General features: G+C 70.7%; 26 protein-coding genes and 1 pseudogene. 12 read left to right on the top strand and 15 right to left on the bottom strand.

Annotated features, from left to right (window positions below):
• Positions 1 to 92: 92 nt before the first annotated feature.
• Together ACFPLC_RS25175 and ACFPLC_RS25170 are read right to left on the bottom strand one after the other, a co-directional pair.
• Positions 93 to 524: a GNAT family N-acetyltransferase gene (locus tag ACFPLC_RS25175; RefSeq protein WP_191315033.1), complete on the bottom strand. Its 432-nt coding sequence runs from the start codon at positions 522 to 524 to the stop codon at positions 93 to 95.
• Positions 525 to 541: 17 nt separating this feature from the next.
• Complete coding sequence (locus ACFPLC_RS25170; protein ID WP_378193366.1) at positions 542 to 1,357, bottom strand: S1 family peptidase; 816 nt, start codon at positions 1,355 to 1,357, stop codon at positions 542 to 544.
• A gap of 163 nt (positions 1,358 to 1,520) precedes the next feature.
• Between ACFPLC_RS25170 and ACFPLC_RS25165 the strand changes: the two genes are divergently transcribed.
• A complete protein-coding gene (locus tag ACFPLC_RS25165; protein WP_378193369.1) occupies positions 1,521 to 2,381 on the top strand; it encodes a M15 family metallopeptidase in 861 nt (286 codons plus the stop codon).
• A gap of 97 nt (positions 2,382 to 2,478) precedes the next feature.
• Positions 2,479 to 3,873, top strand: a complete 1,395-nt coding sequence (locus tag ACFPLC_RS25160; protein WP_378193372.1) for a mycothione reductase — start codon at positions 2,479 to 2,481, stop codon at positions 3,871 to 3,873.
• A 7-nt stretch (positions 3,874 to 3,880) separates the two neighbouring features.
• Here the strand turns inward: ACFPLC_RS25160 and ACFPLC_RS25155 are convergent, their stop codons facing one another.
• A complete protein-coding gene (locus ACFPLC_RS25155; protein ID WP_378193374.1) occupies positions 3,881 to 5,098 on the bottom strand; it encodes a CynX/NimT family MFS transporter in 1,218 nt (405 codons plus the stop codon).
• Positions 5,099 to 5,146: 48 nt separating this feature from the next.
• Here ACFPLC_RS25155 and ACFPLC_RS25150 point away from each other — a divergent pair, with 48 nt between their 5' ends.
• The 5 genes from ACFPLC_RS25150 (at position 5,147) to ACFPLC_RS25130 (ending at position 9,083) form a co-directional block, all read left to right on the top strand.
• The gene (locus ACFPLC_RS25150; RefSeq protein WP_378193377.1) at positions 5,147 to 5,830 is read left to right on the top strand and encodes a FadR/GntR family transcriptional regulator; all 684 of its coding nucleotides are present in this window, start codon (positions 5,147 to 5,149) and stop codon (positions 5,828 to 5,830) included.
• An 81-nt stretch (positions 5,831 to 5,911) separates the two neighbouring features.
• Positions 5,912 to 6,397 (top strand): hypothetical protein, encoded by a 486-nt coding sequence (locus ACFPLC_RS25145; protein WP_378193380.1) that lies wholly within the window; start codon positions 5,912 to 5,914, stop codon positions 6,395 to 6,397.
• 55 nt (positions 6,398 to 6,452) lie between these two features.
• Positions 6,453 to 7,295, top strand: a complete 843-nt coding sequence (locus tag ACFPLC_RS25140) for a DUF4097 family beta strand repeat-containing protein (RefSeq protein WP_378193383.1) — start codon at positions 6,453 to 6,455, stop codon at positions 7,293 to 7,295.
• A gap of 28 nt (positions 7,296 to 7,323) precedes the next feature.
• Entirely contained in the window at positions 7,324 to 8,280 is a 957-nt protein-coding gene (locus ACFPLC_RS25135; protein ID WP_378193386.1) for an ATP-binding cassette domain-containing protein, read from the top strand.
• The gene (locus ACFPLC_RS25130) at positions 8,280 to 9,083 is read left to right on the top strand and encodes an ABC transporter permease (protein WP_191315025.1); all 804 of its coding nucleotides are present in this window, start codon (positions 8,280 to 8,282) and stop codon (positions 9,081 to 9,083) included. Before ACFPLC_RS25135 ends, ACFPLC_RS25130 begins: the two co-directional genes overlap by 1 nt.
• A gap of 3 nt (positions 9,084 to 9,086) precedes the next feature.
• Here the strand turns inward: ACFPLC_RS25130 and map are convergent, their stop codons facing one another.
• The 3 genes from map to ACFPLC_RS25115 form a co-directional block, all read right to left on the bottom strand.
• Positions 9,087 to 9,944, bottom strand: a complete 858-nt coding sequence (gene map, locus ACFPLC_RS25125; RefSeq protein ID WP_191315024.1) for a type I methionyl aminopeptidase — start codon at positions 9,942 to 9,944, stop codon at positions 9,087 to 9,089.
• Between the two features lie 23 nt (positions 9,945 to 9,967).
• Positions 9,968 to 11,761, bottom strand: a complete 1,794-nt coding sequence (locus tag ACFPLC_RS25120) for a penicillin-binding transpeptidase domain-containing protein (protein ID WP_378193391.1) — start codon at positions 11,759 to 11,761, stop codon at positions 9,968 to 9,970.
• A 62-nt stretch (positions 11,762 to 11,823) separates the two neighbouring features.
• The gene (locus ACFPLC_RS25115; protein ID WP_191315022.1) at positions 11,824 to 12,678 is read right to left on the bottom strand and encodes a GNAT family N-acetyltransferase; all 855 of its coding nucleotides are present in this window, start codon (positions 12,676 to 12,678) and stop codon (positions 11,824 to 11,826) included.
• 99 nt (positions 12,679 to 12,777) lie between these two features.
• On the opposite strand from ACFPLC_RS25115, the gene ACFPLC_RS25110 reads away from it, so the two are divergent.
• Positions 12,778 to 12,984 carry a DUF4177 domain-containing protein gene (locus ACFPLC_RS25110; RefSeq protein ID WP_091306935.1) on the top strand — a complete coding sequence of 69 codons (207 nt, stop codon included), beginning with the start codon at positions 12,778 to 12,780 and terminating at the stop codon, positions 12,982 to 12,984.
• A 111-nt stretch (positions 12,985 to 13,095) separates the two neighbouring features.
• On the opposite strand, the gene ACFPLC_RS25105 is transcribed toward ACFPLC_RS25110, so the two are convergent.
• Both ACFPLC_RS25105 and ACFPLC_RS25100 read right to left on the bottom strand, forming a co-directional pair.
• Positions 13,096 to 13,488, bottom strand: a complete 393-nt coding sequence (locus ACFPLC_RS25105) for a VOC family protein (protein ID WP_378193395.1) — start codon at positions 13,486 to 13,488, stop codon at positions 13,096 to 13,098.
• A 4-nt stretch (positions 13,489 to 13,492) separates the two neighbouring features.
• Entirely contained in the window at positions 13,493 to 14,287 is a 795-nt protein-coding gene (locus ACFPLC_RS25100) for a helix-turn-helix domain-containing protein (protein WP_378193398.1), read from the bottom strand.
• An 83-nt stretch (positions 14,288 to 14,370) separates the two neighbouring features.
• Here ACFPLC_RS25100 and ACFPLC_RS25095 point away from each other — a divergent pair, with 83 nt between their 5' ends.
• Positions 14,371 to 14,625: a hypothetical protein gene (locus ACFPLC_RS25095; RefSeq protein WP_003057586.1), complete on the top strand. Its 255-nt coding sequence runs from the start codon at positions 14,371 to 14,373 to the stop codon at positions 14,623 to 14,625.
• Between the two features lie 56 nt (positions 14,626 to 14,681).
• Here the strand turns inward: ACFPLC_RS25095 and ispG are convergent, their stop codons facing one another.
• The 3 genes from ispG to dxr all read right to left on the bottom strand — a co-directional run bounded on the left by ispG (position 14,682) and on the right by dxr (position 18,381).
• A complete protein-coding gene (gene ispG / locus ACFPLC_RS25090) occupies positions 14,682 to 15,833 on the bottom strand; it encodes a flavodoxin-dependent (E)-4-hydroxy-3-methylbut-2-enyl-diphosphate synthase (RefSeq protein ID WP_378193401.1) in 1,152 nt (383 codons plus the stop codon).
• 118 nt (positions 15,834 to 15,951) lie between these two features.
• Complete coding sequence (locus tag ACFPLC_RS25085; RefSeq protein WP_378193404.1) at positions 15,952 to 17,175, bottom strand: M50 family metallopeptidase; 1,224 nt, start codon at positions 17,173 to 17,175, stop codon at positions 15,952 to 15,954.
• A 3-nt stretch (positions 17,176 to 17,178) separates the two neighbouring features.
• Positions 17,179 to 18,381: a 1-deoxy-D-xylulose-5-phosphate reductoisomerase gene (gene dxr / locus ACFPLC_RS25080; RefSeq protein WP_378193407.1), complete on the bottom strand. Its 1,203-nt coding sequence runs from the start codon at positions 18,379 to 18,381 to the stop codon at positions 17,179 to 17,181.
• Positions 18,382 to 18,475: 94 nt separating this feature from the next.
• Here dxr and ACFPLC_RS25075 point away from each other — a divergent pair, with 94 nt between their 5' ends.
• Together ACFPLC_RS25075 and ACFPLC_RS25070 are read left to right on the top strand one after the other, a co-directional pair.
• The gene (locus ACFPLC_RS25075; protein ID WP_043786955.1) at positions 18,476 to 18,733 is read left to right on the top strand and encodes a DUF2631 domain-containing protein; all 258 of its coding nucleotides are present in this window, start codon (positions 18,476 to 18,478) and stop codon (positions 18,731 to 18,733) included.
• A gap of 25 nt (positions 18,734 to 18,758) precedes the next feature.
• Positions 18,759 to 19,418 carry a peptidylprolyl isomerase gene (locus ACFPLC_RS25070; RefSeq protein WP_378193410.1) on the top strand — a complete coding sequence of 220 codons (660 nt, stop codon included), beginning with the start codon at positions 18,759 to 18,761 and terminating at the stop codon, positions 19,416 to 19,418.
• Positions 19,419 to 19,433: 15 nt separating this feature from the next.
• On the opposite strand, the gene ACFPLC_RS25065 is transcribed toward ACFPLC_RS25070, so the two are convergent.
• Positions 19,434 to 21,197, bottom strand: coding sequence for an nSTAND3 domain-containing NTPase (locus ACFPLC_RS25065; RefSeq protein WP_378236281.1), 1,764 nt, complete (start codon positions 21,195 to 21,197; stop codon positions 19,434 to 19,436).
• Between the two features lie 27 nt (positions 21,198 to 21,224).
• Between ACFPLC_RS25065 and ACFPLC_RS25060 the strand changes: the two genes are divergently transcribed.
• Positions 21,225 to 21,356 carry a hypothetical protein gene (locus ACFPLC_RS25060; protein WP_378236311.1) on the top strand — a complete coding sequence of 44 codons (132 nt, stop codon included), beginning with the start codon at positions 21,225 to 21,227 and terminating at the stop codon, positions 21,354 to 21,356.
• Positions 21,357 to 21,389: 33 nt separating this feature from the next.
• Here the strand turns inward: ACFPLC_RS25060 and ACFPLC_RS25055 are convergent.
• The 3 genes and pseudogenes from ACFPLC_RS25055 to pdxR all read right to left on the bottom strand — a co-directional run.
• Positions 21,390 to 21,590 (bottom strand): annotated as a pseudogene (locus ACFPLC_RS25055) (hypothetical protein); the annotation flags it as partial.
• Positions 21,591 to 21,716: 126 nt separating this feature from the next.
• The gene (locus ACFPLC_RS25050; protein WP_378193415.1) at positions 21,717 to 23,486 is read right to left on the bottom strand and encodes an MFS transporter; all 1,770 of its coding nucleotides are present in this window, start codon (positions 23,484 to 23,486) and stop codon (positions 21,717 to 21,719) included.
• Positions 23,487 to 23,680: 194 nt separating this feature from the next.
• Positions 23,681 to 25,168, bottom strand: coding sequence for a MocR-like pyridoxine biosynthesis transcription factor PdxR (gene pdxR / locus ACFPLC_RS25045; RefSeq protein ID WP_378193418.1), 1,488 nt, complete (start codon positions 25,166 to 25,168; stop codon positions 23,681 to 23,683).
• Positions 25,169 to 25,191: the final 23 nt, after the last annotated feature.

Raw genomic sequence — 25,191 nt, 5'->3', positions numbered from 1 at the left:
TAAAGGGTCGACACGGCGCTGGCGGAGTGCATGCCGTGTCGTCGCTCCAATCACGCGAGTTGACTCTTCAATCACGCGAGTTGACCCGCTGATCACGGGCGGCGGCGCATTTTGATGTGGGGGATTCCGTCGTCGTCGAGGTACTCCTGGCCTTCTGCGACGAAGCCGTAGCGGGCGTAGAAGCCCTGGACGTACGTTTGGGCGTCGAGGACGTACTCGCCCGGGATGGTCAGGGCCGCGTCCATCAGGCGGGCCGCGAGGCCGGCGCCGCGGGCGGGGGCCGCCGTCACCACGCGGCCGATGCGGCGGATGCCGCCCGGGTCGAGCAGGACGCGCAGGTACGCCAGGACCGCGCCGCCGTCCTCGAACCACAGGTGGCGGGTGTCCGGGAGCAGGTCGCGGCCGTCGAGCTCCGGGTACGCGGCCTTCTGCTCCACGACGAACACGTCGACGCGCAGGCGCAGGATGTCGTGGAGCTCGGCGGCGGTCAGCTCGGGACCGGTGGCGTCGTGCAGGGTCGGCATACCTCTGCTTAGCACGCTCAGCCGAGGAGGCGGGGCTTGGCCTGGGCCTTGATGTCGTCGGAATACGTGGAGACGCGCGTGTACACGCCCGGCTTGTTGGCCTTCGCGCAGCCGTCGCCGAAGGAGACGATGCCGATCAGCGTGTCGCCGACCACGAGCGGGCCGCCGGAGTCGCCCTGGCAGGCGTCGACGCCGCCCTCGGCGTAGCCCGCGCACACCATGGTCCGCTGGTCGTAGACGCTGTAGTCGGTTTTGCATTCGGTGTCCGAGACCAGCGGGACTTCGGCGCTGCGCAGGTAGTCGGACCGGGCGCCGCCGTCGGCGATGCGGCCCCAGCCGAGCACGGTCGCCTGGGTGCCCTTCGCGTACAGCCCCGCGTCACCGCTGTCGGGCAGCTTCGCGGGCCGTTGGTCGAACTGGCCGCGGACGGTCAGCACCGCGATGTCGGTGCCCTTCGTCGGGTCGCTGTAGCCCTGGCCGACCCAGACCTTCGAGACGCTCAAGACCTGGCCGTCGGTGGTGCGCTTGTCCTCGCGGCCGGCCACCACGCGGATGTCCTGCTTCGCCACCGCTTTGGCGCAGTGCGCCGCCGTCGCGACCGCCGTGGAGCTGACGATCACCGCGCCGCAGAACTGGTTGCCGCCCGCGTCGGTCAGGTACACCGCGTACGGGTGGTCCGACAGCGAAGCCTTCTCGCCGCCGACGATCCGCGGCTGGTTGGCCGAAGCCGGGTCCGCCGCCGCCGTGCCCGCCACGACCGGGACGGCGACCGCGGCGACCGCGAGGAGCGCGCCGCTCACGAACAGCAGGGATCGGCGGGACTTCACGGACATGGGACTTCCCCTTTTCGACGCAGCACGGAGCTGAGCACTCGGCACCCGGACAACTCCGGTGCGTGAACGACGTGCGCTCAATACCCTAAGCCGAGGGGGCCCAAAACGGTGTCACTGGAACGGGTGGTCTCCGCGTTCGGCCCGCTTCTGCCAAGCTGACCGGATGTGGCGAAGGGCGGCGGCGTGGGCGGCACTGGCCCTCGCCATGAGCGCGTGCTCCGCGGAACCACCGCCCTCACCTGCGCCATCGCCGTCGACGAGCCCGGCGAGCACAACGAGCGCGGCGAGCACCACGGCCGCACCGGTGACGGCGTCGAGCGCACCCGCCGCCCCCTGGCGGGTGGGCGCCCGGCCGCTCCCCCGCCGTCCGGACGGCTTCGGCGAGGTCGAGCCGACTCCACCCGAACTGGTGAATCGGGCACTTCCGACAAAAGACCTCTTGCCGCCGCCCGCGGGGAACGCCTACGCCTCGACGATCAGCGCCGTGCCCGCCGACGTCCTCGCGCGCAGCACGTGGCAGCCCGCCTGCCCCGTCGAGGCGGGCGATCTCCGCTACCTGACGATGTCCTTCTGGGGCTTCGACGGCCGTGCGCACACCGGCGAAATGTTGGTGAACGCCCGCGGCGCGGCGGGCATCACGAAGGTCTTCGGGCAGCTGTTCGCCGCGCGCTTCCCGCTCGAGGAGATGCGCGTGACCGCCCCGGCCGAGCTCACCGCACCGCCGACCGGGGACGGCAACGCGACCAGCGCGTTCGTCTGCCGCCCGGCCCGCGGGCAGACGACCTGGTCGGCGCACGCCTCCGGGCTCGCCGTGGACGTCAACCCGTTCTGCAACCCCTACACCCAGGGCGACCTCGTGCTGCCCGAGCTGGCCTCGGCGTACGTCGACCGCGCGCGCGAGCGGCCCGGCATGGTCCAGGCCGGCGACGCGACCGTGCGCGCGTTCGCGGCGATCGGCTGGAGCTGGGGTGGCGCCTGGACCAGCCCGAAGGATCGGATGCACTTCACGGCGACCGGCCACTGACCACGTGATACGACGTTGAGCACAACAGGGAACACGCGGTCCGCGGGGACGGTTGGCTAGGGTGAAACGACCGGAACCGGACCCCGCGGAGGATGCAGTGCCCCACTACGACCTGGTGATCGTCGGGACGGGATCGGGGAACTCCATCCTCGGCCCCGGTTTCGCCGGCAAGAAGACGGCGATCGTGGAGAAGGGCACCTTCGGCGGCACCTGCCTCAACGTGGGCTGCATCCCGACCAAGATGTTCGTGTACGCCGCCGACGTGGCGTACACGCCTTCGCACAGCGCCAAGTACGGCGTCGACGAAGAGCTGAAGGGCGTGCGCTGGCGCGACATCCGTGACCGCATCTTCGGCCGGATCGACCCGATCGCCGAGGGCGGCGCGGAGTACCGCCGCAGCCACGAGGACAACGCGAACGTCGACGTCTACGAGGGCGCGGGCCGGTTCACCGGCCACAAGGAGCTGCGCGTCAGCTTCCCCGACGGGCGCCCCGACGAGGTGCTGACCGCCGACCGGTTCGTGCTGGCCGCGGGCGGCCGTCCGGTCATCCCGGAGATCCCCGGCCTGGACGACGTCGAGTACTACACGTCCGACACGGTGATGCGGCTCGACGAGCTGCCCGAGCGGATCGTCATCCTGGGCGGCGGCTACATCGCGGCCGAGTTCGCGCACGTCTTCGCGTCCTTCGGTGTGCAGGTCACGCTGGTCAACCGGTCCGGGCGGCTGCTGCGCTCGGAGGACGAGGACGTCAGCGCGCGCTTCACCGAGCTGGCCACCGAGCGGTTCGACGTCCGCCTCGACCGCAAGACCGTGCGGGCGCGCAAGACCGAACGCGGCGTCGCGCTGGACCTCGAGGGACCGCAGGGCGCCGAAACCGTCGAGGGCGGCGTGCTGCTGATCGCCACCGGCCGTCGTCCGAACTCGGACCTGCTGGACGTCGCCGCCACCGGCGTGACCACAATGGACAGTGGGCACGTCGTGGTCGACGACTACCAGCAGACGGCGGTCGAGGGTATCTACGCCCTCGGCGACCTGTCCTCGCCGCACGAGCTCAAGCACGTCGCGAACCACGAAGCCCGCGTGGTGCAGCACAACCTCCTGCACCCGGACGAGCGGATCACCGCGGATCACCGGTTCGTGCCGCACGCGGTGTTCACGCACCCGCAGGTGGCCTCGGTCGGGCTCACCGAGCAGAAGGCGCGCGAGCTCGGGGTGTCCTATGTGGTCTCGAAGCAGGACTACGCCGGGATCGCCTACGGCTGGGCCATGGAGGACACCACGGGCTTCGCGAAGCTCCTGGCCGACCCGGCGACCGGGCAGCTGCTCGGCGCGCACATCATCGGCCCGCAGGCGTCGTCGGTGATCCAGCCGCTCATCCAGGCGATGAGCTTCGGCCTCGACGCGCGGAGCATGGCGCGCGGCCAGTACTGGATCCACCCGGCCATGCCGGAGCTGATCGAGAACGCGCTGCTCAACCTGCCCCTGGACTGAGGCCCGCTCAGACGAAGCGGTGGCGGCCGGCGAGGGCGCCGAACACGATCTGGACGCCGAGCAGGCCGAGCAGCATGGCCAGCGGCACGGTCCAGCCGTGCGCGAGGTCGTGCAGCAGGCCGAACAGGAACGGCCCGAGCGCGGCGAACAGGTAACCGAAGCCCTGCGCCATCCCGGACAGCCGGGCGGTGTCCGCGCCGGTCCGCGCGCGCAGCGCGATCACGGTCAGAGCCAGGGAAAACGTGCTCATCCCGAGCCCGACCAGGATGCTCCACAGCAGCGGTGACCACGACGGCGCGAGCATCAGCCCGATGGTCCCGGCGACGCCGAACACGCTCAAGCCCACGATCCACGGGCTCTGGCCGCGCCGCCGGGCCGCCATCGGCGCGACGACGAGGCTGATCGGCACGGCGATCAGCGAGACCAGGCCGAACAGCAGCCCGGCGTCGTCGCGCGCCACGCCCGCGTCCATCAGCACCTGCGGGAACCAGCCCATGGCCGCGTAGGCGTAGAAGGCCTGCAGGCCGAAGTACGCCGTGACGATCCAGGCCAGCCGGTTGCGCAGCAGCGAACGACCGCGTCCGGCGCCGTCGGCGGGTCGTGGGGCCCGGCCGGTGCCGCGGGCTGCGAGGATCCAGGCCAGCAGCGCGACGACGGCGAGCACCGCCCAGCTGCCCAGGGCCGGGCGCCAGCCGCCGAGCGTGTCGCCGAGTCGCGGGGTGACGGCCGAGCCGAGGGCGCCGCCGCCCTGCAGCGCGGCGGTGTAGACGCCGGTCAGCACGCCGATCCGGGCCGGGAAGGAGTCCTTGATGACGACCGGGATGAGCACGTTGATCAGGGCGATCCCGGCGGTGGCGACGAGGGTGCCGCCGAGCACCACGGCCGGGCCGTCGAGCACGCGCAGCAGGAGCCCGGCGGCGAGGGCGGCCAGCGCGAGCGCGATGGCGGCGCCGATCCCGGCCCGGCGCGCGAGCAGCGGCGCGGCCAGCCCCGCGCCGGCGAAGCAGAGTGTCGGCAACGTCGTGAGCACGCCGGCCCAGACGACCGAAACACCCAGGTCCTGGCGCATTTCGGCGAGCATGGGCCCGACGCCGGTGATGGCCGGACGCAGGTTGAGGGCGGTGAGCACCACCGCGACCGCGAGCAGCGCCCCGGCGGCGACCACCCCCGGCGCCCGGACCTCGACGGCGGCGTCCAGTTCGGGTTCACGGTGTTCGACGCGCATGCCCGCTACTATCGCATACGTAGGATGATTGGATGAAGGGATAATCCTGTGCCTCTGGCCACCACGCGCCGGGCCGGCCTCGTCGACCAGGTCATCGAGCAGCTGCGGACCGCGGTCACGCAGGGCGAATGGCCGATCGGCGAACGCATCCCCACCGAGGCCGAGCTCGTCGAACAGCTCGGCGTCGGGCGCAACACCGTCCGCGAAGCCGTCCGCGCGCTCGCGCACACCGGGCTCCTCGAAGTCCGGCAGGGCGACGGCACCTACGTCCGCGCGACCAGCGAGGTCTCCGGCGCGATCCGCCGGCTCTGCGGCTCGGAACTGCGGGAAGTGCTGCAGGTCCGGCGCACCCTGGAGGTCGAAGGCGCGCGGCTCGCCGCCGTCGAGCGGACCGAGGAAGAAGTCGCCGACCTGCGCGCCCTGCTCGCCCGCCGCGAGACCGACCTGCGGGCCGGCCGCTGGCAGGACTTCGCCCGCACGGACGCCGAGTTCCACTGCGCGGTGGTCGCCGCCGGGCACAACCGGCTGCTGACCGAGCTCTACCGCGGGCTGACGGAGGTCATCGCGGCCAGCATCGCGACCACGGCCAGCATCGCGCCGGGCGCGGACCACGTGCCGGAAATCGGTCACGAAGGTCTCGCCGAAGCCATCGCCGACCGCGACCCGGACCGCGCGGCCGCCGAGGCCTGCGGGTTCCTCGACGAGCTCCTGGAGCGCATCGAATCGGCCTGACCTGCGGTTTCACTCATCGATGACCCCTAAGGGTGCCATTTCAGGGTTGTCGTGGCACCACCGTGGTGCCACATTAGTGCCATGGACCTGACACCCTTCGTGGACAGCCTCCGCCGCGAGTTCGCGGTAGCCGCCGAGGCGGCCGGCGAGGACGCTGTCACCCTGGCCGAGCGGCTGGCCTCCCCGCTGGAGTCCGCCATCCGGCTCACCTTGCTCGACGCGCTGTCGGCCGCGGCCGACGAGATCACCCGGGATCTCGCTCCCGGCTCCGTCGAAGTGCGCCTTCGCCGTCGCGAAGCGGAGTTCGCGGTCTCCCTGCCCACGGCGCCCGAACCGGCTCCGGCGGAAGCCCCGCCGCCGGAGGCCGACGACGGCGCCGTCTCCCGGATCAACCTCCGGCTCCCCGACCAGCTGAAGCAGCGGATCGAGGAGGCCGCGAGCCGCGACCGGCTCTCCATCAACGCCTGGCTCGTCCGGGCCGCGAACACCGCACTCGGCGCCGACGCGAGCCGTCCCCCGCACCGCCGTTCCGTTTTCGGCGAGAAGTACACCGGCTGGGTTCGCTGACCCACCTCTTCTGACCAGCCAAAACACGTTCCCAGCACCCCAGGAGGGCGCAGCCATGCCTGTTTTCCCCACCCCCGAGCCGATCACGGCCACGATCGACGTGAGCGTCGCCGACGTCCGGATCGTCGCCGGTGACCGCGCAGAAACGACGGTCGAGGTCACCCCGGCCGACCCGGCCGACAACGAGGACGTCAAGGCCGTCGCGAAGACCCGCGTCGAGTTCGCCGGCGGTGAACTGCTGGTCAAGGGCCCGAAGTACGTCACCAAGCTCTGGGGCAAGAGCGGCGCCCTGCACGTGACCATCGAGCTGCCGTCGGGCTCGCAGATCACCGGTACCGCCGCGATGGGCGACTTCCGCGTCGCCGGCCGGGTCGGCCCGAGCCGCTTCAAGACCTCCGTCGGCGACATCCACCTCGACGAAGCCGCCCGGCTCGAGGCGAGCACCGCGACCGGCGACGTCACCGTCGAGCGCGCCACCGGGCACGCCGAGGTCGGCACCGGCTCCGGCGAGCTGCGGATCCGCGAGATCGACGGCACCGCCGTGCTGAAGAACTCCAACGGCGAGACCCGGGTCGGCGAAGTGACCGGCGACTTGCGCGTCAACACCGCCAACGGCGACATCGTCGTCGACCTGGCCCACGCGGGCGTGCACGCCAAGACCGCGTCCGGGGACATCCGGCTCGGCGAGGTCGTGCGCGACCGGGTCGTCCTCGAGACCGCGGTCGGCGAGATCGAGGTCGGCATCCGCGACGGCAGTGCCGCGTGGCTCGAGCTGAACTCGCTGACCGGGTCCGTGCGCAACACGCTCACACCGTCCGACGGACCGGGCGACACCACCGAGACCGTCGAGGTCAAAGCCCACACCTACACCGGCGACATCGTCATCCGCCGGGCCTGAACACCCACACCGAAGACAGGGGAAATCCATGCCGGACGCCATCGTGGCCGAGGGATTGGTCAAGAAGTACGGGAAGGTCACCGCGCTCGACGGAATGACACTGGCCGTTCCGGAAGGCACGGTGCTGGGGGTGCTGGGGCCGAACGGCGCCGGGAAGACCACCACCGTCCAGATCCTCACGACGCTGCAGAAGCCGGACGCGGGCCACGCGACCGTCGCCGGGTTCGACGTCGTCGAGGACGCGCACGAGCTGCGCTCGCACATCGGCGCCTCGGGGCAGTACGCCGCCGTCGACCAGGAACTGACCGGGGCCGAGAACCTCGAGATGGTCGGCCGGCTCTACCACCTGGGCACCAAGCGGGCCAAGGCCCGCGGCCGGGAGCTGCTCGCCCGGTTCAGCCTGGAAGACGCCGCCGACCGCCCGGTGAAGGGCTACTCCGGCGGCATGCGGCGCCGCCTCGACCTGGCGGGCGCGCTCGTGGCCAACCCGCCGGTGCTGTTCCTCGACGAGCCCACCACCGGGCTCGACCCGCGGGCCCGCACCGAGCTGTGGGACGTCATCACCGAGCTGGTCGCGGGCGGCACCACGCTGCTGCTGACCACGCAATACCTGGAAGAAGCCGACCGGCTGGCCGACAGCATCGCCGTCGTCGACCACGGCCGCGTGATCGCCCGCGGCACCGCCGACGAGCTCAAGGACCTGGTGGGCGGCGAGCGGATCGAGCTGACCGTCGGCACCCACGACGACGTGCTCGTGGCCCGCCGCGCCCTGGCCCGGCTGGCCAGCGGCGAGCCGCAGGCCGAGGCGTTCCGGCTCACCGTCCCCGTGACCCACGGCGCGAAAGCGCTTACCGAAGCCCTGGCGCTGCTGGCCGCCGAAGGCGTCGACGTCCGCGACGTCGGTGTCCGCCGTCCCACCCTCGACGACGTTTTCCTCACCCTGACCGGCCACGAGACGGCCGAACCCGCGAAGGAGGCCGTGTGATGAACGCGGTGCAGATGGCCGTCACCGACGGCGTGACCGTCGCCAAGCGCAACTCGATCAAGATCGTCCGGTCGCTGGACCTGCTCGGGTCCATCGTGTTCATGCCGGTGATGTTCGTGCTGCTCTTCGGCTACGTGTTCGGCAGCGTGATCGACATCCCCGGGATGTCCTACCGCGAGTTCATGCTCCCGGGGATCTTCGTCCTCGCCGTGGCGATGGGCAGCATCGTCACCGGCTACGGGCTGACCGACGACCTGCAGAAGGGCATCATCGACCGGTTCCGGTCCCTGCCGATGTCCCCGGCCGCGGTGCTGATCGGCCGCACCACCGCGGACCTGATCCTGAACGTGACGAGCCTGCTGATCATGGGCTTGGTCGGCCTGCTGGTCGGCTGGCGCATCCACACCGGTGTCTTCGAGGCCCTCGGCGGCGTGCTCCTGCTGCTGGCCTTCGCCTACGCGCTGTCGTGGGTGATGGGGACGCTCGGCCTGGCCGTGCGCAAGCCCGAGGTGTTCAACAACGTCTCGAGCGTGGCGATCTTCCCGCTCACGTTCCTGGCCAACACGTTCGTCGACAGCGGGCGCCTGCCCACCCCGCTGCGGGTGATCGCCGACTGGAACCCGGTTTCGGCGATCACCCAGGCGTCACGGGAGCTGTTCGGCAACACGAGCGCGGCCATGCCGGTGCACGCCGCCTGGCCGATGCAGCACGCCGTGCTCGCCTCGGTGCTGTGGATCGCGCTGCTGCTGGCGATCTTCGTGCCGCTTTCGGTGCGCTGCTACAAGAAGGCCACCAGCCACTGACGCTCAGGGCAGCGTGAGGATTTCGCTGCCGTCGGCCGTCACCACGAGGGTGTGCTCGAACTGGGCCGTCCACTTCTTGTCCTTCGTGGTGACGGTCCAGTCGTCGGCCCAGATGTCGTAGTCGATGGTGCCCAGGGTGATCATCGGCTCGATCGTGAAGGTCATGCCCTCCTCGATGACCGTGTCGACGGAGGGCTCTTCGTAGTGCAGGATCGTCGGCGGCGTGTGGAACGCCGGGCCGACGCCGTGGCCGGTGAAGTCGCGGACCACGCCGTAGCCGAAGCGCTTGGCGTAGGACTCGATGACCCGGCCGATCACGTTCAGCTGACGGCCCGGGCGGACCGCCTTGATCGCCCGCATGGTCGCCTCGCGGGTGCGCTCCACCAGCAGGCGGGCCTCCTCGGAGACATCGCCGGCCAGGAAGGTCGCGTTCGTGTCGCCGTGGACGCCGCCGATGTAGGCGGTGACGTCGATGTTGCAGATGTCGCCGTCCTCGATCACCGTCGAGTCCGGGATGCCGTGGCAGATCACCTCGTTGAGCGAGGTGCAGCACGACTTCGGGAAGCGGCGGTAGCCCAGCGTCGAGGGGTAGGCGTGGTGGTCGAGCAGGAACTCGTGCACCACCTTGTCGATGTCGTCCGTGGTGGCGCCCGGCTTGACGGCCTTGCCGCCCTCCTCCAGCGCCTGGGCCGCGATGCGGCTCGCGACCCGCATCGCCTCGATCACCTCGGGCGTGCGCACGCCGTTGCCGGTGTCCCGCTTCGGCGCCGGCTTGTCCACGTACTCGGGACGGGCGATGGAACTGGGGACGTCACGGCGCGGCGTCTGGACGCCGGGAACGAGCGGGGCACGAACGGACATGCCCCCACCTTACGACGGTCCGCTCAGCCGATCCCCGCCAGGAACCGGTGGGCGGCCTGCACCGCCGGTTTGGACGACCCGGCGTCGGTGAGGAGCACGGCGAACGCCAGGTCGCCGCGGTAGCCGACAAACCACCCGTGCGAGTGGGAGCCGTCGCCGAACTGAGCGGTGCCGGTCTTGCCCGCCACGTCGGGGATGTCCCGCAGCCCGGTCGCGGTGCCGGTGGTGACGACCTCCCGCATCATCCCGCGCAGCGCGTCGAGGACCTCCGGCGACGGCGGGTCGCCGACGTTCTTCGTCGTCGCCGGCAGGCCCTTGACGATCGACGGCGACGGCACCTTCCCGGCCTGCACGGTGGCCGCGACCAGCGCCATGCCGAACGGGCTGGTCAGCACCCGGCCCTGGCCGAAGCCGTTTTCCGCCCGCTGGACGGCGGAGTCGCTGGCCGGGACGTCGCCGGTGACCGTGGTGAGGCCCGGGACGACGAAGTCGGCGCCGAGGCCGAAGGACCGGGCCGTGTCGGTGAGAGACGACCCGCCGAGGCCGGCGGCGAGCCGGGCGAAGGTCGTGTTGCAGGACCGCGCGAACGCCGTCTTCAGCGGCACCCGGCCCAGGTCGAAGCGGCCTTCGTTCGGCACGACCCGGTTTTCGATCGTCGTGGTCCCCGGGCAGTCGACCGGGCTGCCCGCGTCGACTTCCCCCGCCGACAGCGCGGCCGCCGCCGTGACGATCTTGAACGTCGACCCCGGCGGGTAGCGCCCGGACAGGGCCAGCGAGCCCTCCTCGTCGGCGGCGTCGTTCTGCGCCACGGCCAGGATGTCCCCGCTCGAGGGCTGGATCGCCACCAGCGCGGCGGAGTACGGCTCGGGTTCGAGGGCCTTCTCGGCGGCGGCCTGGATCTTCGCGCTGAGCGTGCTGGTGACGGCGGGCGCGGGCCGCGGCGGCTCGGCCTTGAGCTCCGCGGCCTCGCCGCCGGTGACGTCACGGGTGACGATCCGCCAGCCCGCCGCCCCGGCCAGCTGCTGTTCGACCAGCGCGCGGATGCCGGGCAGCACCTGCTGCCCGGATCCGCGCGTCACCGGCAGCAGCCGCTCCTGGCTGGCGAAGCGGACGCCCGGCAGGTCGTAGATCGCGGGCTTGACCCGCTGGTAGTCGCCGGCCCGCAGGGTGATCACCGGGTAGGCGTCGCCGGGCTTGGTCTTGCTCATCCCGTCCAGCACCGACCGGCCGGTGACCGAGGGCTCGTACCGGTGCAGCGCCTTGGCCAGTGTCCCGGCGACGGCGTTCGCGTTGCCGGCTTTCTGCGGGTCGACGACCACGCCGATCACGGTCTGCGGGCGCATCAGCGCCACGCCGTCGCGGTCGAGGACCGGCGCGGTCTCGGGCAGCTGCGGGAGCAGGCCGAGGGTCTGCCCGACGGCCAGCTGGGGGTGCACGACCGTCGGCTGCCAGTGCACCTGCCAGCCGCTCTCGGCCGCCCGCAGCTGGGCGTCGGCGCGGTAGGACCAGGTGCGCCCGTGCGGCAGGTGCCAGGTGAGCCGGTAGCCGGCCGACACGACGTCGCCGTCCGGCTGCTTCACCTCTTCGTCGTCGACGTCGAGCGCTTCGGGCTCGAGCACCCCGCGCACCTGGCTCAGCACGGTCTTCGCGGCTTCGGGCGAGTCGGTGTTCGCCGCCGCGGCCGCGACGTCCCCGGACGCGACGGCGTCCAGGAAGGCGGAGAGGGCGTCCTCGGGACCGTCGCCCGAGCACCCGGCCGTGGTCGCGGCGACGAGCAGCAGCAGCACCGCGAGAGCACGGTGTCGACGTGCGCTCATGGCCGGATGATGCCTGGTCAGAGCGGTGTGGCGGCCGGCGAAACACCGCCACGGAAGAGTGGTTAGAACAGCACCGTCGCGTACTGGCCGACCTGTTCGAAGCCGATCTTGCGGTAGGCCGCGAGGGCGGGGGTGTTGAAGGCGTTGACGTAGAGGCTGGCGGTGCGGCCCAGGCCGCGGACGAGCCGGTTCACCACCGCGGCGGTGCCGGCCGTGCCGAGCCCGTCGCCGCGGCGGTCGGGGTGCACCCAGACCCCCTGGATCTGCCCGACGGTGGCCGACATGGCGCCGATCTCGGCCTTGAAGACGACCTCGCCGTCCTCGAAGCGGGCGAACGCGCGGCCGGCCCCGATCAGCTCGGTGACCCGGGCGCGGTAGCTGGCCCCGCCGTCGCCGCTGCGCGGGTCGACGCCGACCTCCTCGATGAACATCGAGACGGCGGCGGGCAGGTACCGCTCGAGCTCGTCGGGCCGGACGGGCCGGACCAGCGGATCGGCGGCGACGAGCGGGGTGCTGTCCAGGGCCATCAGCGGCTGGTCGCCGCGGACCTCGCGGGCGGGGCCCCACTCCCCTTCGAGCTCGTCCCACAGGCCGAGGACCTGCTCGGCCGGGCCGACGAGCGAGGAGCAGGTGCGTTGCCTTCTCAGTGCGCGGTCGGCGAAGGAGCGCAACGCGGGCGCGTTGCCGCGGAGCGGGATGAGGTTGGGCCCGGAGAAGCACAGCCCTTGGAGCCGTCCGGCGCGAACCGGACGGCTGTCGGCGGCCCAGAGCTCACCACCGAGCCGCCACGGGTCGAGACCGGCCGCCTCGACCCGGGCGCTGACCATGCAGCTGCCCACCGGGTCCGCGGCCAGCGCGGCACGGACCGCCGGATAGTCCCGATCATCGAGCAGCCGTGCACCTGCAAGCCGCAACACGGGCTCCAGGGTGCCAGATTCGGCCGGTAAACGGAACGCGAGGCCGTCGACACGGTGAGATGAACACCCCGGCCGGGCCTCCCGGGCAGAATCGGGGGCATGCAGCGGTACACGTACAAGGTGGTCGAGGTCCGGGAGAAGCTGGTCGGCGGCAAGATGTCGGGGGCCAAGCTCGAGAAACTGCTGAACGACCACGCCGCCGACGGGTGGCAGCTGAAGGCAATCACCGCCACCGAGGTCAAGGGCCGGGTCGGCCCCGGCGGAGTCGACGGCTTGCTGGTCACCTTCGAGCGCCCGGTGCAGTAGCCGACGCCCTCACGCCGGTCGTGAGTGGCAAGGAGGGTTAGAACCCGCCTTACCACTCACGACCCGGACCAGGGCGCAGGTGATTCCGGCGGCGCGGGGCGGCACGGCTGGTCACGCCGCGCCGCGGTAGCTGCCGATCGTCCAGGAGTTGCCCTCCGGGTCGCGCAGGCTGAACGTGTGGGAGCCGTAGTCGGTGTCGGTCAGCTCGGCCGTGATCTCCGCGCCCGCGTCCTTCGCGCGCGCGTAGATCTCGTCCACCTTGTCCGACACGACGTACACCGCGGAGGCGCCCGGCTTCATCGCGTCGTGGACGCCGTCCGGCGGCCGGACGCTGCCCAGCATCACCGCACCCCCCTCGGGCCAGCGCAGCTCGGCGTGCGCGATCAGCTCGCCCTCGGGCACCACCAGCGCCTCGGTGAAGCCCAGGACGTCGACGAGGAAGCGGACCGCGGCCGGGGCGTCGTCGTACCGGAGGGCGGGCCAGACGTTCGGTTCAGGAGTCATGGCGTCAGCTTCGCGCCACCTCCGCCTCCTGGTCTTGGAGGAACGGGAGCTCCTCGGCGATCCACGTCCCCGGCGTGCAGCCGGCCAGCGCGCGCCACTCGTTGGTCAGGTGGGCCTGGTCGTAGAACCCGCACTCGGCCGCCAGCGCCGCCAGGTCCGTGTGCCCGCGCCGCAGCAGCCGCCCGGCCCGCTCGAACCGCAGCACCCGCGCCGCCTGCTTCGGGGCCAGCCCCAGCTCCGTGCGGAAGCGCTCGCCCAGGTGGCGACGGCTCCAGCCGACCTCGTCCGCCAGGTCCGCCACGCGCACCCGGCCATCCGCGCCCCGCATCCGGCGCCACGCCTCCCCCAGCTCGGGCGGCGGCACCACCGGCTCGACGGCCCGGGCGGCCAGGACGTCGTCCAGCAGCGCGAACCGCTCGCGCCACGACAGCTCCCGCAGCTTCTCCGGCAACCAGCCGAGGCCGAAGTCGGCGAGGTCGGCCACCTCGCCGCTCAGCTCGGCCGCGGTCACCCCGAACAGCGTCCGCACGCCCAGCGGGTCGAGCTCCAGCTGGAGGCCCTCCTGCACGCGGTCCTGCCGGATCAGCACCGCGCGCGTGTGGAGCCCGCCGACCAGGGCCTGGAAACTCTGCCCGCCCATCCGCACCGGCCCGGCGAGGCTGATGACGAGCGTCACATGCCGGGACGGCAGGCCGCGGTGGACGGCCAGCGTGACGTCCTCCTGCGCATACCCGACATAGCGCGTGACCAGGGGCCGCACCACGGGGTGCGGCTCGCGAATCGCCCAGGTCACGGTCACGAAAGCCAGCGTAATCGTGACCACCGACAGTTTCGGGTCTGATAACACGGACGGTGCGTCCCCACCGCGGAAGGAACCACCCGATGACGATCCAGGAGCAGGCGCAGCAGCTGGAGCTGCTCGCCGACCAGGTGCCGACCGGCATCGCGCTCGCCACGAAGAGCGACCTCGAAGACCTCCAGGCCCAGGTGCTCGGCCTGCTCGGCGAGACGTCCACGGCGACCGCGATCCAAGGCGCCATCCAGCTCGCTTCGCAGCAGATCGACGAGGTCGCGGCCGCGCTGGAGAACGTCCGCCTGCAGATCCGCGACGCCGCCCAGCACCACCTCCAAGGCTGACGACACGCTGAAGCCCTCCTCGCCCGAGGGTGAGGAGGGCTTTGGCGGCAGCGAATTCAGCCGGCGGTGACCACCGGGGCACCCTCGCCGAGGGACTCGCCCGCCTCTTCGGCGATGCGCATGGCCTCTTCGATGAGCGTCTCGACGATCGCGTGCTCCGGCACGGTCTTGATGACCTCGCCCTTGACGAAGATCTGACCCTTGCCGTTGCCCGACGCCACGCCCAGGTCGGCCTCGCGGGCCTCGCCGGGGCCGTTGACGACGCAGCCCATGACAGCCACGCGCAGCGGGATCTCCATGCCCTCGAGCCCGGCCGTGACCTGCTCGGCAAGCGTGTAGACGTCGACCTGCGCGCGCCCGCACGACGGGCACGACACGATCTCCAGCTTGCGCTGCCGCAGGTTCAGCGACTGCAGGATCTGGATGCCGACCTTGACCTCTTCGACCGGCGGCGCGGACAGCGAAACGCGGATCGTGTCGCCGATGCCCTGGCGCAGCAGCGCACCGAACGCGACGGCCGACTTGATCGTGCCCTGGAACGCCGGGCCGGCCTCGGTGACGCCGAGGTGCAGCGGGTAGTCGCACTGCTCGGCGAGGATCTCGTAGGCGCGCACCATGACCACCGGGTCGTTGTGCTTCACCGAGATCTTGATGTCGTGGAAGTCGTGCTCGGCGAACAGCGACGCCTCCCACAGCGCCGACTCCGCCAGCGCCTCCGGGGTGGCCTTGCCGTACTTGTCCATGATCCGCTTGTCGAGCGAGCCGGCGTTGACGCCGATCCGGATCGGCGTGCCGTGGTCCTTCGCGGCCTGCGCGATCTCCTTGACCTGGTCGTCGAACTTGCGGATGTTGCCCGGGTTGACGCGCACCGCCGCGCAGCCGGCCTCGATCGCGGCGAAGACGTACTTCGGCTGGAAGTGAATGTCGGCGATCACCGGGATCTGCGACTTCTTCGCGATCGCGGGCAGCGCCTCGGCATCGTCGGCCGACGGGCACGCCACGCGGACGATGTCGCAGCCCGCGGCGGTCAGCTCGGCGATCTGCTGCAGGGTCGCGTTGACGTCGGAGGTGAGCGTCGTCGTCATCGACTGGACGGAGATCGGGTGGTCGCTGCCGACACCGACCGGACCCACCTGGAGCTGGCGGGTCTTGCGGCGCTCGGACAGGACGGGCGGGGGCAGGGCGGGCATACCGAGTGCGACGGTCACGGCTTCCAGCGTACCTACCCCTACTGGGCCACCGTCACCATGTCAACCGTCACGGTGAGCAGCGTTACGGCGGGTATGAGGCGCCACGGAGGGGCGGGAACCCCTCCGTGGCCGGTAGCTACTGCAGCCGGATCGGGTTGACGATGTCCGCGGTCACTGTGAGTAGCGTCACGGCGCCGCCGATGAGCACCAGGACCATCGTGATCCCGGACAGCCTCGTGTAGTCCACCGGGCCGCCGGCCGCCTTGCCCCGCCGGGCGCGGATCCAGTCGCGGACGCGCTCGTACCAGACGACCGCGATGTGCCCGCCGTCCAGCGGCAGCAGCGGCAGCAGGTTGAACACGCCGATGAAGAAGTTCAGGCTGGCCAGCAGGAAGAAGAACAGCACCCAGATGCCCCGCTCGACGGCCTCGCCGCCGATCCGGCTGGCGCCGACGACGCTGACCGGGGTGTTCTTGTCGCGTTCGCCGCCGAAGATCGCGGTGACGACGGCGGGGATGCGCTCGGGGAACTGGACGAGCCGCTGCGCCGTCTCGGCGAACATCGTGCCGGTGAAGCTGACGGTGGCGCCGACCGCGGCGACCGGGCCGTACTGGACGGTCGGCGATTCCATCTTCGGGGAGGCGCCGATCATGCCGACCTCCTTGACGTCCTCGCCGTTCCAGCGGGGCACCTTCGGCACGTCGACGACGAGCCACAGTTGCTGGGTGCCGCGCTGCACCTCGAACACCGTCTTGCCGCTGGTGGCCTGCACGGCGGTGAGCATCTCGTCCCAGGTCGCGACCGGCTTGCCGCCGACGGCGAGCACCCGGTCGCCGGGCCGCAGCCCCGCCGTCGCCGCCGGGGTCAGGGCCTCCTTCGGGCAGGGGGCGTTGGCCTGGGCCTCGGCCTGTTCCTTCGACATGGTCGGGCGGGCGCAGGAGGTCGAGTCCAGCACCGGGACGGTCGGGCCGGCGTTGAGGTTCGGCAGGCCCATGGTCACGGCCATCAGGTAGAGGACCACGAACCCGAGGATGAAGTGGGTGATCGACCCGGCCGACATCACGACGGTGCGCTTCCAGGTCTTGAACCGCCACATCGCGCGCGGCGCCTCGTCCGGGGTCACCTCGTCGAGCGCGGTCATGCCGGCGATGTCGCAGAACCCGCCGAGCGGGATCCACTTCAGGCCGTACTCGGTCTCGCCGCGGCGCCAGGAGAACACCGTGGGCCCGAAGCCCACGAAGTACCGGCGGACCTTCATGCCGAAGGCCTTCGCGGTGAACATGTGGCCGGCCTCGTGCAGTGCGACCGAGACACAGATCCCCAGCGCGAAGAGCACCACACCGATGATGTAGGCGAGCACCCGCTACTTCCCCTCGATGATCGAACCGGCCCGCGCACGAGCCCAGCGCTCGGCCGCGAGAACGTCCTCGACGTCGCGTGGTTCGCGACGCCATTCGTCGGCGGCTCCCACCACCTCGGAAACAGTGTCCACTATCGACGTGAAGCTGGTGTTCTGCGCCAGGAACGCCGCCACGAGCTCCTCGTTCGCGGCGTTGTAGACCGCGGGCAGGCAGCCGCCGACGCCGCCGCAGTGGCGGGCCAGCTCCACGGCCGGGAAGGCCTCGTCGTCCAGCGGCTCGAAGGTCCAGGTCGCGGCCGTGTCCCAGGTGCACGCGGCGGCGGCGCCGGGCACCCGATCGGGCCAGTGCAGCGCGAGCGCGATCGGCAGCCGCATGTCGGGCGGGCTGGCCTGGGCGATCGTCGAGCCGTCGGTGAAGGTCACCATCGAGTGCACGATCGACTGCGGGTGCACGGTGACGTCGATCTTCTCCGGCGCGATGGCGAACAGCAGGGCCGCCTCGATCAGCTCCAGGCCCTTGTTGACCAGGGTGGCGGAGTTGATCGTGATGAGCGGGCCCATGGACCAGGTCGGGTGCGCCATCGCCTGCTCGACGGTGACGCCGGCCAGCTCCGCGCGCTTGCGGCCGCGGAACGGGCCGCCGGAGGCGGTGAGCACGAGCCGGGCGACTTCGCTTTCCTTTCCGGCTCGCAACGCCTGCGCGATGGCGGAGTGCTCGGAGTCGACCGGCACGAGCTGCCCGGGCTTGGCGGCGGCGAGCACCAGCGGCCCGCCGGCGATGAGCGACTCCTTGTTGGCCAGGGCGAGGGTGGCACCGGTGGCGAGTGCTTTGAGCGTCGGCTCGAGGCCGCGGGAGCCCGGCAGGGCGTTGAGGACCGTGTCGACGGGAACGGCGTCGATCAGCTCGGTGACGGCGTCGGAGCCCGCGAAGAGCCTCGGGAGCTTGAAGTCGCCACGGGCGTACCCGCGCTTCTGGGCCTCGGCGTACAGCGCGAGCTGGACGTCTTCGACGGCCGTGGCCTTCGTCACGGCGACGGCTTCGACACCGTGGGCGATCGCCTGCGCGGCGAGCGCGGCCGGATCCGCCCCGCCCGCGGCGATCCCGGCCACCTGGAACAGGTGCGGGTTGCGCGCGGCGACGTCGAGGGCCTGCACGCCGATGGACCCGGTCGAGCCGAGCACGAGAACGCTTCGCGAGGTAGTCATCGCCGGTCATTGTCGCGCGGGGCGTCTCCGCGGCGCACCCGGAGGTGTGGGATCATCGGCGGGTCCGAGGTTCACGGGGTTTGAGGAGTTCATCGTGGCAGGCAAGGCGGTCGAGAAGAGGCGGCCCGAGGTCGACCCGCGCGACGAGCCGTCCGCGGCCTGGGGCTGGCACGGCTCGTTCCCGAAGGCCACCCGCATCGCCGGCTGGGTCAGCGCGATCATCCTGCTGGTGATGATCAAGGGCAACCACGAGAACAACACCGAGAACGTCTGGCTGGTCGGCTTGGCGGCGTTCCTCGTCCTGCTGCTGGTGCTCGACATCCGCAAGCAGCGCACGGCCTGGCGCAAGTAGTTCGTCATTCGCTAACGTCCCCGGCATGAAGCTGCGCTGGGGACTGGCTCTGTTCGCTGTGCTGGGTGCCCTGGTGGTGCCCGCCTCTCCGGCGTCGGCTTCGGTGCCGCTGGTCCGGTGCACCTTCACGCCGACGCCCGACAACCCGGCGGCGCGACCGGTGGTGCGTCCTTCTTCTGTGGCGTTGACCCGCGGAACAGTCGACGTGACGTTCCGGTTCAACTACGGGCCGGTGACCGTGCGGCTGGACCGCGCCGGGGCTGCGCCGTGCGCGGTGCACAACATGGTCTCGCTGGTCCTGCAGCGGTTCTACGACCGGTCCCAGTGCTGGCGGTTGTCCAACTCCGCTCGTCTTGGTGTCCTGCAGTGCGGGGACATCTACGAGGTCGAGAAGGGCGGGCCGGGGTACAAGTTCCCCGACGAGGTTTCGGGCACCGAGACTTATCCGCGCGGGACGATCGCGATGGGGAACCAGGGGCCGGGGACGAACGGGTCGGAGTTCTTCATCGTGCACTCGTTCGCCAACATCCCGGCTCAGTATTCGGTCATGGGACGGGTCATCCGGGGGATGTCCGCGATCGACCGGATGGTGGCGGACGGGATCATCCCGACCGATCCGAACGGGCCGCTGGACGGGGCTCCGGCGCACCCGGTGAAGATCCAGCGCGCCACGGTCGGCTGGTAAGCCCCTCCCCCGGTTTCAGTCATCCGGCGTGGACGCCAGCAGCACCCGCAGCCGTTCGATCACTGCCGAAGGGCTTTCCTCCACACCACCCACATCGTCGGCCCCGGCGGCGGTCCGGCGAGCCTCGACCTTGCGGGCGAACGCCTCGTCGTCCTGACGGCGCCAAGCAGCCACGGCCAGCTCGGCAGCCTCCAACGACCGCGGATCGTCGCCCGGTGCGTGCTCTTTGATGACGTTGACGGCCCAGGACAAATCGAATCTGCTCCAACCCGCAAAGCCCTCGCGCGCGAAGCCGCGGAGCAGATCACGCGCACAGCCCACCACGAACGCCTGCAGCCGCGTGAAGAGCGGACGCGGCACCAGGACGGACACCTGGACCGTGGCCAGCAGCTCGGCGAGCTCCACGAAGGTTCCGGCGTCGCCTGGACGGAAGTCGTCGAGCTCTTCCAAGTCGCCGACCGCGTGCTCGACGAGCGGCGCCGACCGCAGGCTCTCGGCGTGTGCGAGCACGTCCGTCACGTGCGCGATCCAGCTGGTACGGCCGATGCTGTAGGTCCGATTGGAGAACCGGCTCGAGTAGGGACACGGCGCGACCAGGCACTCGAGCACCACGTCCGCCATCGCTTGCGCGCGTTCGCGCAGTTTCCGGTTGATCCGGCCGTCCAGCAGGTTCGACCCGATGACGTGCAGCCGGGCCAGGTGCTCCGGATCCGTGAAGCTGTCGATCAGCGCATCGAGATCACACCGGCCCCGGTGCAACCGGCCTTCGAGGTACTCCAGAACCGACGCGTTGTGCACACCCACCCACAGGTCCTCGGCACCGTGGCCCCAGATCGTCAGCAAAGCTCCGTCGAGCACCTTCAGTGCCCGGTGGAGAACCGGCAGGGTGTGCGGAGTCCCGATGGCCCGCGTGTACCGCTGCCAGATCTCGGCCAATTCGGACACCGAAACGCCCGAGTCGACGTCCAGCACACTGAGCACTTCGAGAACGTGCAGACAGGCGTCGTCCAGTTCTCCCTCCACCACCTCTTCCCAGACTCGCTCCGGCTCCTCGAAGTTCGCCAGCATCTGCTCGGCGACCTGCTCGGTCGGAGTTCCAAAGAATCCGCTGAGGCCGAGCGTCCGCTCGGCCAGCCGCGGATTGAAGTTCTCGCTGTACACCAGCCGCGTCCAGGTACCCCGTTCGCCGAAGCGGCGCTTCTCGGCGGCGGGAATCGCGGAATGGTGGACAATGCTGTAGAGCAGCTGTGCAGCCAGATCGGCGTCGAACCCCGCCGGGTTCACGAAGTACAGGATCGGCGAGAGTACGGCGTCTTGCAGAGTGCCATACATTCTCTCGGCTTGCCTGAAGAGGTAGTCACGGGTCGTCAGAACGAGCCGCTTCCCCGGCGTCCGCCGGACGCGTTCGATGATCTGCAGGAGACGGCTGTCTTCGTTCTTCTTAAGCTTGTCACCGAACGTACTCCGACCCAGGAAGTCGTCGTAGTAGAAGAACTGGGGGACGTCGTCCCGCCAGGCCGCGTTGATCTCGTCGACGTCAGGCGAAACGGCAACCAGTTCATACCCTTGGAACCCGTACTTCGCGGCCAGCATCTTGGCGATCGTGGTCTTGCCGACGCCCGGCCCGCCGGTCACGATGCAGACGTCTTGCTCCGCCAGCCGTCGCTCCGCCTCGGCGAACGCCGGAGTCGGCACGAAGGTCAAGGCGCACTTCTCGATGTCGGCGCGCAGATCCGCGGAGCGGACCAAGCTTTCCTTGCGCAGAAGCGACTGAAGCACTCCGGTGCTGCTCAGCCACAACCGGAAGTGCCGTTCGACGATCTCCTGGCGTTTCCCCAGCTCTGCCACGAGCTGCTCAGCGCCGTAAAGGTCGCCTGGGCCGATGACATGCGGCGCGAGACCGGCGACGAGCTTGTCTTTGGCCGCCGCCGTCAGTGACACGCTGGTCGCGAGCAGGTACCGGTCGGGTTGGAGTGCTGAGATCTTCGGCAGTTCTTCCCTCAGCATCATCCTCACGAGGCGGGCCGAGCTCGCGCGTGGCCAGTGCTTGCACTGGACAATCGTCGTGCTTCCGTCCTCCGCGACGTGGCGAAGATCGATTCCGCGGTCTGGTCCCTCCGAAAAAATTTCGAGAGGCAGCCCCAAGATCTGCTCGAAAAGATCGCGGCACACCGTTTCGAAGTCGTAAGGGCTCAACCGTCCGAGGTCGAAATCGTCCACGGGGGAAGTGTGCCATCCGGCAGGACGCCATCGGCCGGATGCCACCGTTTGGTGACACCCGGCCCGTGGGGCGAAGATTCAGCGCTCGCTCGAAGGCGACACCAGTTCGCTCGGGCCGCCGCTCGACTCCCCGGCCACCGCGGCCAGTTCCTCACCGACCGACTCGCCGTCCGGGGTGCGCTTGCTCTTCGTCAGCAGCGACGCCACCGCGCCGATCAGGCACACCACGATCGCGAACCCGAAGGCCACCGCCAGGCCCGACTGGAAGGGGCCCGAGATCAGGTTCGGGAAGAAGCTCCGGCCGGTCAGGAACGACGCCTGGTCCGGCGGCAGCGACGCCAGCTGGCCACCGAGGAGCTGCTGGATCGGGTTGTAGCCGAGGAACGCCGCGAACAGCACCGCCACCGCCGGGAGGTTCGCGATCTGGGCCGCCGACGCCGCCGGGACGCCGTGTTCGGTCAGGCCCGCACTCATCGTCGACGGCAGGCTCGAAGACAGGCCCGCGATGATCAAGCTGAAGAAGAAGCCGATCGACAGGACCATCGCCGCGTTCTGGAAGGTCGTCATCATGCCCGCGCCCGAGCCCCGGGCGTCGGCCGGCAGGCTGTTCATCACCTCGGCGCGGTTGGGCGAGGAGAACATGCCCATGCCGATGCCGTTGACGAGCAGGATCGCCGCGAACGCCCAGTAGTCGAAGTTGACCGGCAGGATGATCAGCAGCAGGAACGTGATCGCCGTGATCAGCAGGCCGCTCGAGGCGAGCAGGCGGCTGCCGATGCGGTCCGCGAGGATGCCCGACGTCGGGGCGGCCAGCAGGAAGCCGACCGTCATCGGGAGCATGTAGATGCCCGCCCACAGCGGCGTCTGCTCGAACGTGTAGCCGTGCTGCGGGAGCCAGATGCCCTGCAGCCAGATGATCAGGATGAACTGCAGGCCGCCGCGGCCGAGCGACGCCGTCAGGTTGGCGACGTTGCCCCAGGTGAACGAGCGGATCCGGAACAGCGACATGCGGAACAGCGGGTTGTCCACCTTCGACTCGATGACCACGAACGCCACCAGCACCGCGAGCCCGCCGATCAGGCAGGTGAGCACGAACGGGCTGCCCCAGCCGGTCGGGGACGAGCCGTAGGGCTGGATGCCGTAGGTGATGCCGATCAGCACGGCGATCAGGCCGACGGCGAAGGTGATGTTGCCCCACCAGTCCATCCGCGCGTGCTTGCGGACGCCGGTGTCGTGCAGCTTGAGGTAGGCCCAGATCGTGCCGATCACGCCGAACGGCACCGACACGAGGAAGATCAGGTTCCAGTCGACCGGCGCGAGCACCCCGCCCACGACCAGGCCGAGGAACGAACCCGCGATGGCCGCGACGCCGTTCATGCCGAGCGCGAGCCCGCGCTGGTTGGCCGGGAAGGCGTCGGTGAGGATCGCCGAGGAGTTCGCCATCAGGAAGGCGCCGCCGACGCCCTGCACGATCCGCCAGCCGATCAGCCACAACGCGGCGGCGTCGCCGTCGAACCAGGTGACGGCCAGCATGATGGAAGAAACGGTGAAGACGGCGAAGCCGAGGTTGTACATCCTCGCGCGGCCGTACATGTCGCCGAGCCTGCCGAAGCTCACCACCAGCACCGCGGTGACCACGAGGAAGCCCATGATCATCCACAGCAGGTAGCTCGTGTTGGCCGGTTCCAGGGGGTTGATGCCGATGCCCTTGAAGATGTCGGGCAGCGCGATCAGCACGATCGAGGAGTTGATCGTGGCGATCAGCATGCCCAGCGTCGTGTTGGACAGCGCGATCCACTTGTACCGCGGCCCCAGTTCCGCGATCGAATACGTCCGGCGTTGCGCCACTGTGCAACCTCTCTGCTCGCCCAGTCCCTTAGCTAGGCTAAGCAACTTGCTTGCGTATGGCAACCAACAGCGCGGATTGCCTGGGAGAGCATGATCACAGTCGCTTGACTGTCCTTTGAGGACTATTTACCGGGCGGCAGCTGTCCCGGGGTGCAGTGAATGACTCATTCCTGGCGTCGGACGTCAGGAATGAGTCATTCACTGCGTTCGGATACGCCGTTACCCGGGCCGACCAGCGGTCGCACCAGCCGCCCCAGCACGGCCACACCCTCGGCGATTTCCGTCGCCGTCCGCGCCGCATACCCCAGCACCAGCCCCGGCCGTCCCGGGCGTTGCCGGTGCCACGACAGCGGCTGGACCTTCACCCCCTCCGCCAGCGCGGCCGCCGCCACCGCGACGTCGTCCACCTCGGCTTCGAAGGTCACCGTCAAGTGCAGCCCCGCCGCCGCGCCGTGGACCACCGCGCCCGGCAGAGACGCCGATAACGCCTGGATCATCGCGTCCCGGCGACGGCGGTGGCGCCCCCGCACCACCCGCAGCTGCCGCTCCAGCTCGCCCGTCTCCATCAGCCGGGCCAGCACCAGCTGCGCCAGTACCGCGTTCCCCAGGTCGGCGAACCGCTTGGCGGCCACGAGATCGGCGAAGAACCGCGGCGGCGCCAGCAGCCAGCCCACCCGCAGCGCGGGCGCCAGCAGCTTCGACACGCTGCCCATGTAGCACACCTCCGGCAGCATCGACCGGACCGCGGGCACCGGCGCCCGGTCGTACCGGTGCTCAGCGTCGTAATCGTCCTCGAGCACGATGCCGCCGTCCGCCGCCCAGCGCAGCAGCTCCCGGCGCCGCGAGCCGCCCAGCACCACGCCCGTCGGGAACTGGTGGGCCGGCGTCAGCAGCACCGCGGGCGCGTCCAGGCCGGCGACCTGCACGCCGTCGTCGTCCACCGGCACCGGCGGCGTCGCCAGGCCGCAGTGGTGCAGGTGCTGGCGGGCGCCGAGCGACCCCGGGTCCTCGACGGCCACCGCGGTCACGCCGTGCTGCCGCAGCACCTCCCCCAGCAGCGTCAGGGCCTGCGCCACCCCGGACACCACGATGATCTCGCCCGGGTCCACCCGGATGCCGCGGTTGCGGGCCAGCCAGCGCGACACCGCCAGCCGCATCGACGGCGCACCGCGCGGGTCGCCGTAGCCGAAGTGGGACGGCTCCAGCTCGTCCAGCACCGCCCGCTCGGCACGCAGCCACGCCGCCCGCGGGAACGCCGTCAGGTCCGGGACGCCCGGCGTCAGGTCGATCCGGGCCGGCGCCGCGCGGACCGCGTCGAAGACTTCCGCTCCGGGCAGCGGCGTGATCACTTTCGCAGGGAGAAAGTCCGGCGACGGGGACGGCGGCAGCACGGGCGCGGCGACGATGACCGTCCCCGCCCGGCCACGGCCCGCGGCGTGGCCGTCGTCGATCAGCCGCTGGTAGGCCTCGGTGACCACCCCTCGCGAGACGCGCAGCTCGGCGGCCAGCACCCGGGACGCGGGCAGCCGGCCGCCGATCGGGAGCCTGCCGTCGGCGACCGCGGCGCGCAGCTGCCCGGCGAGCCAGTCCGCGAGTCCGCCCGGCGGCGCCGACCGGACGTCCAGCTGGAGGAAGTCCGACCCTATGGACCCCTCCGCAGACGTGGTTTTGGCTCTGTCCATCGGACCATTGTCGCAGGACGCTG

The organism is Amycolatopsis plumensis (genome assembly GCF_042652605.1).
In the GTDB taxonomy this organism is placed as follows: Bacteria; Actinomycetota; Actinomycetes; order Mycobacteriales; family Pseudonocardiaceae; genus Amycolatopsis; species Amycolatopsis plumensis.
This window is presented reverse-complemented; position numbering and strand designations above follow the sequence as displayed.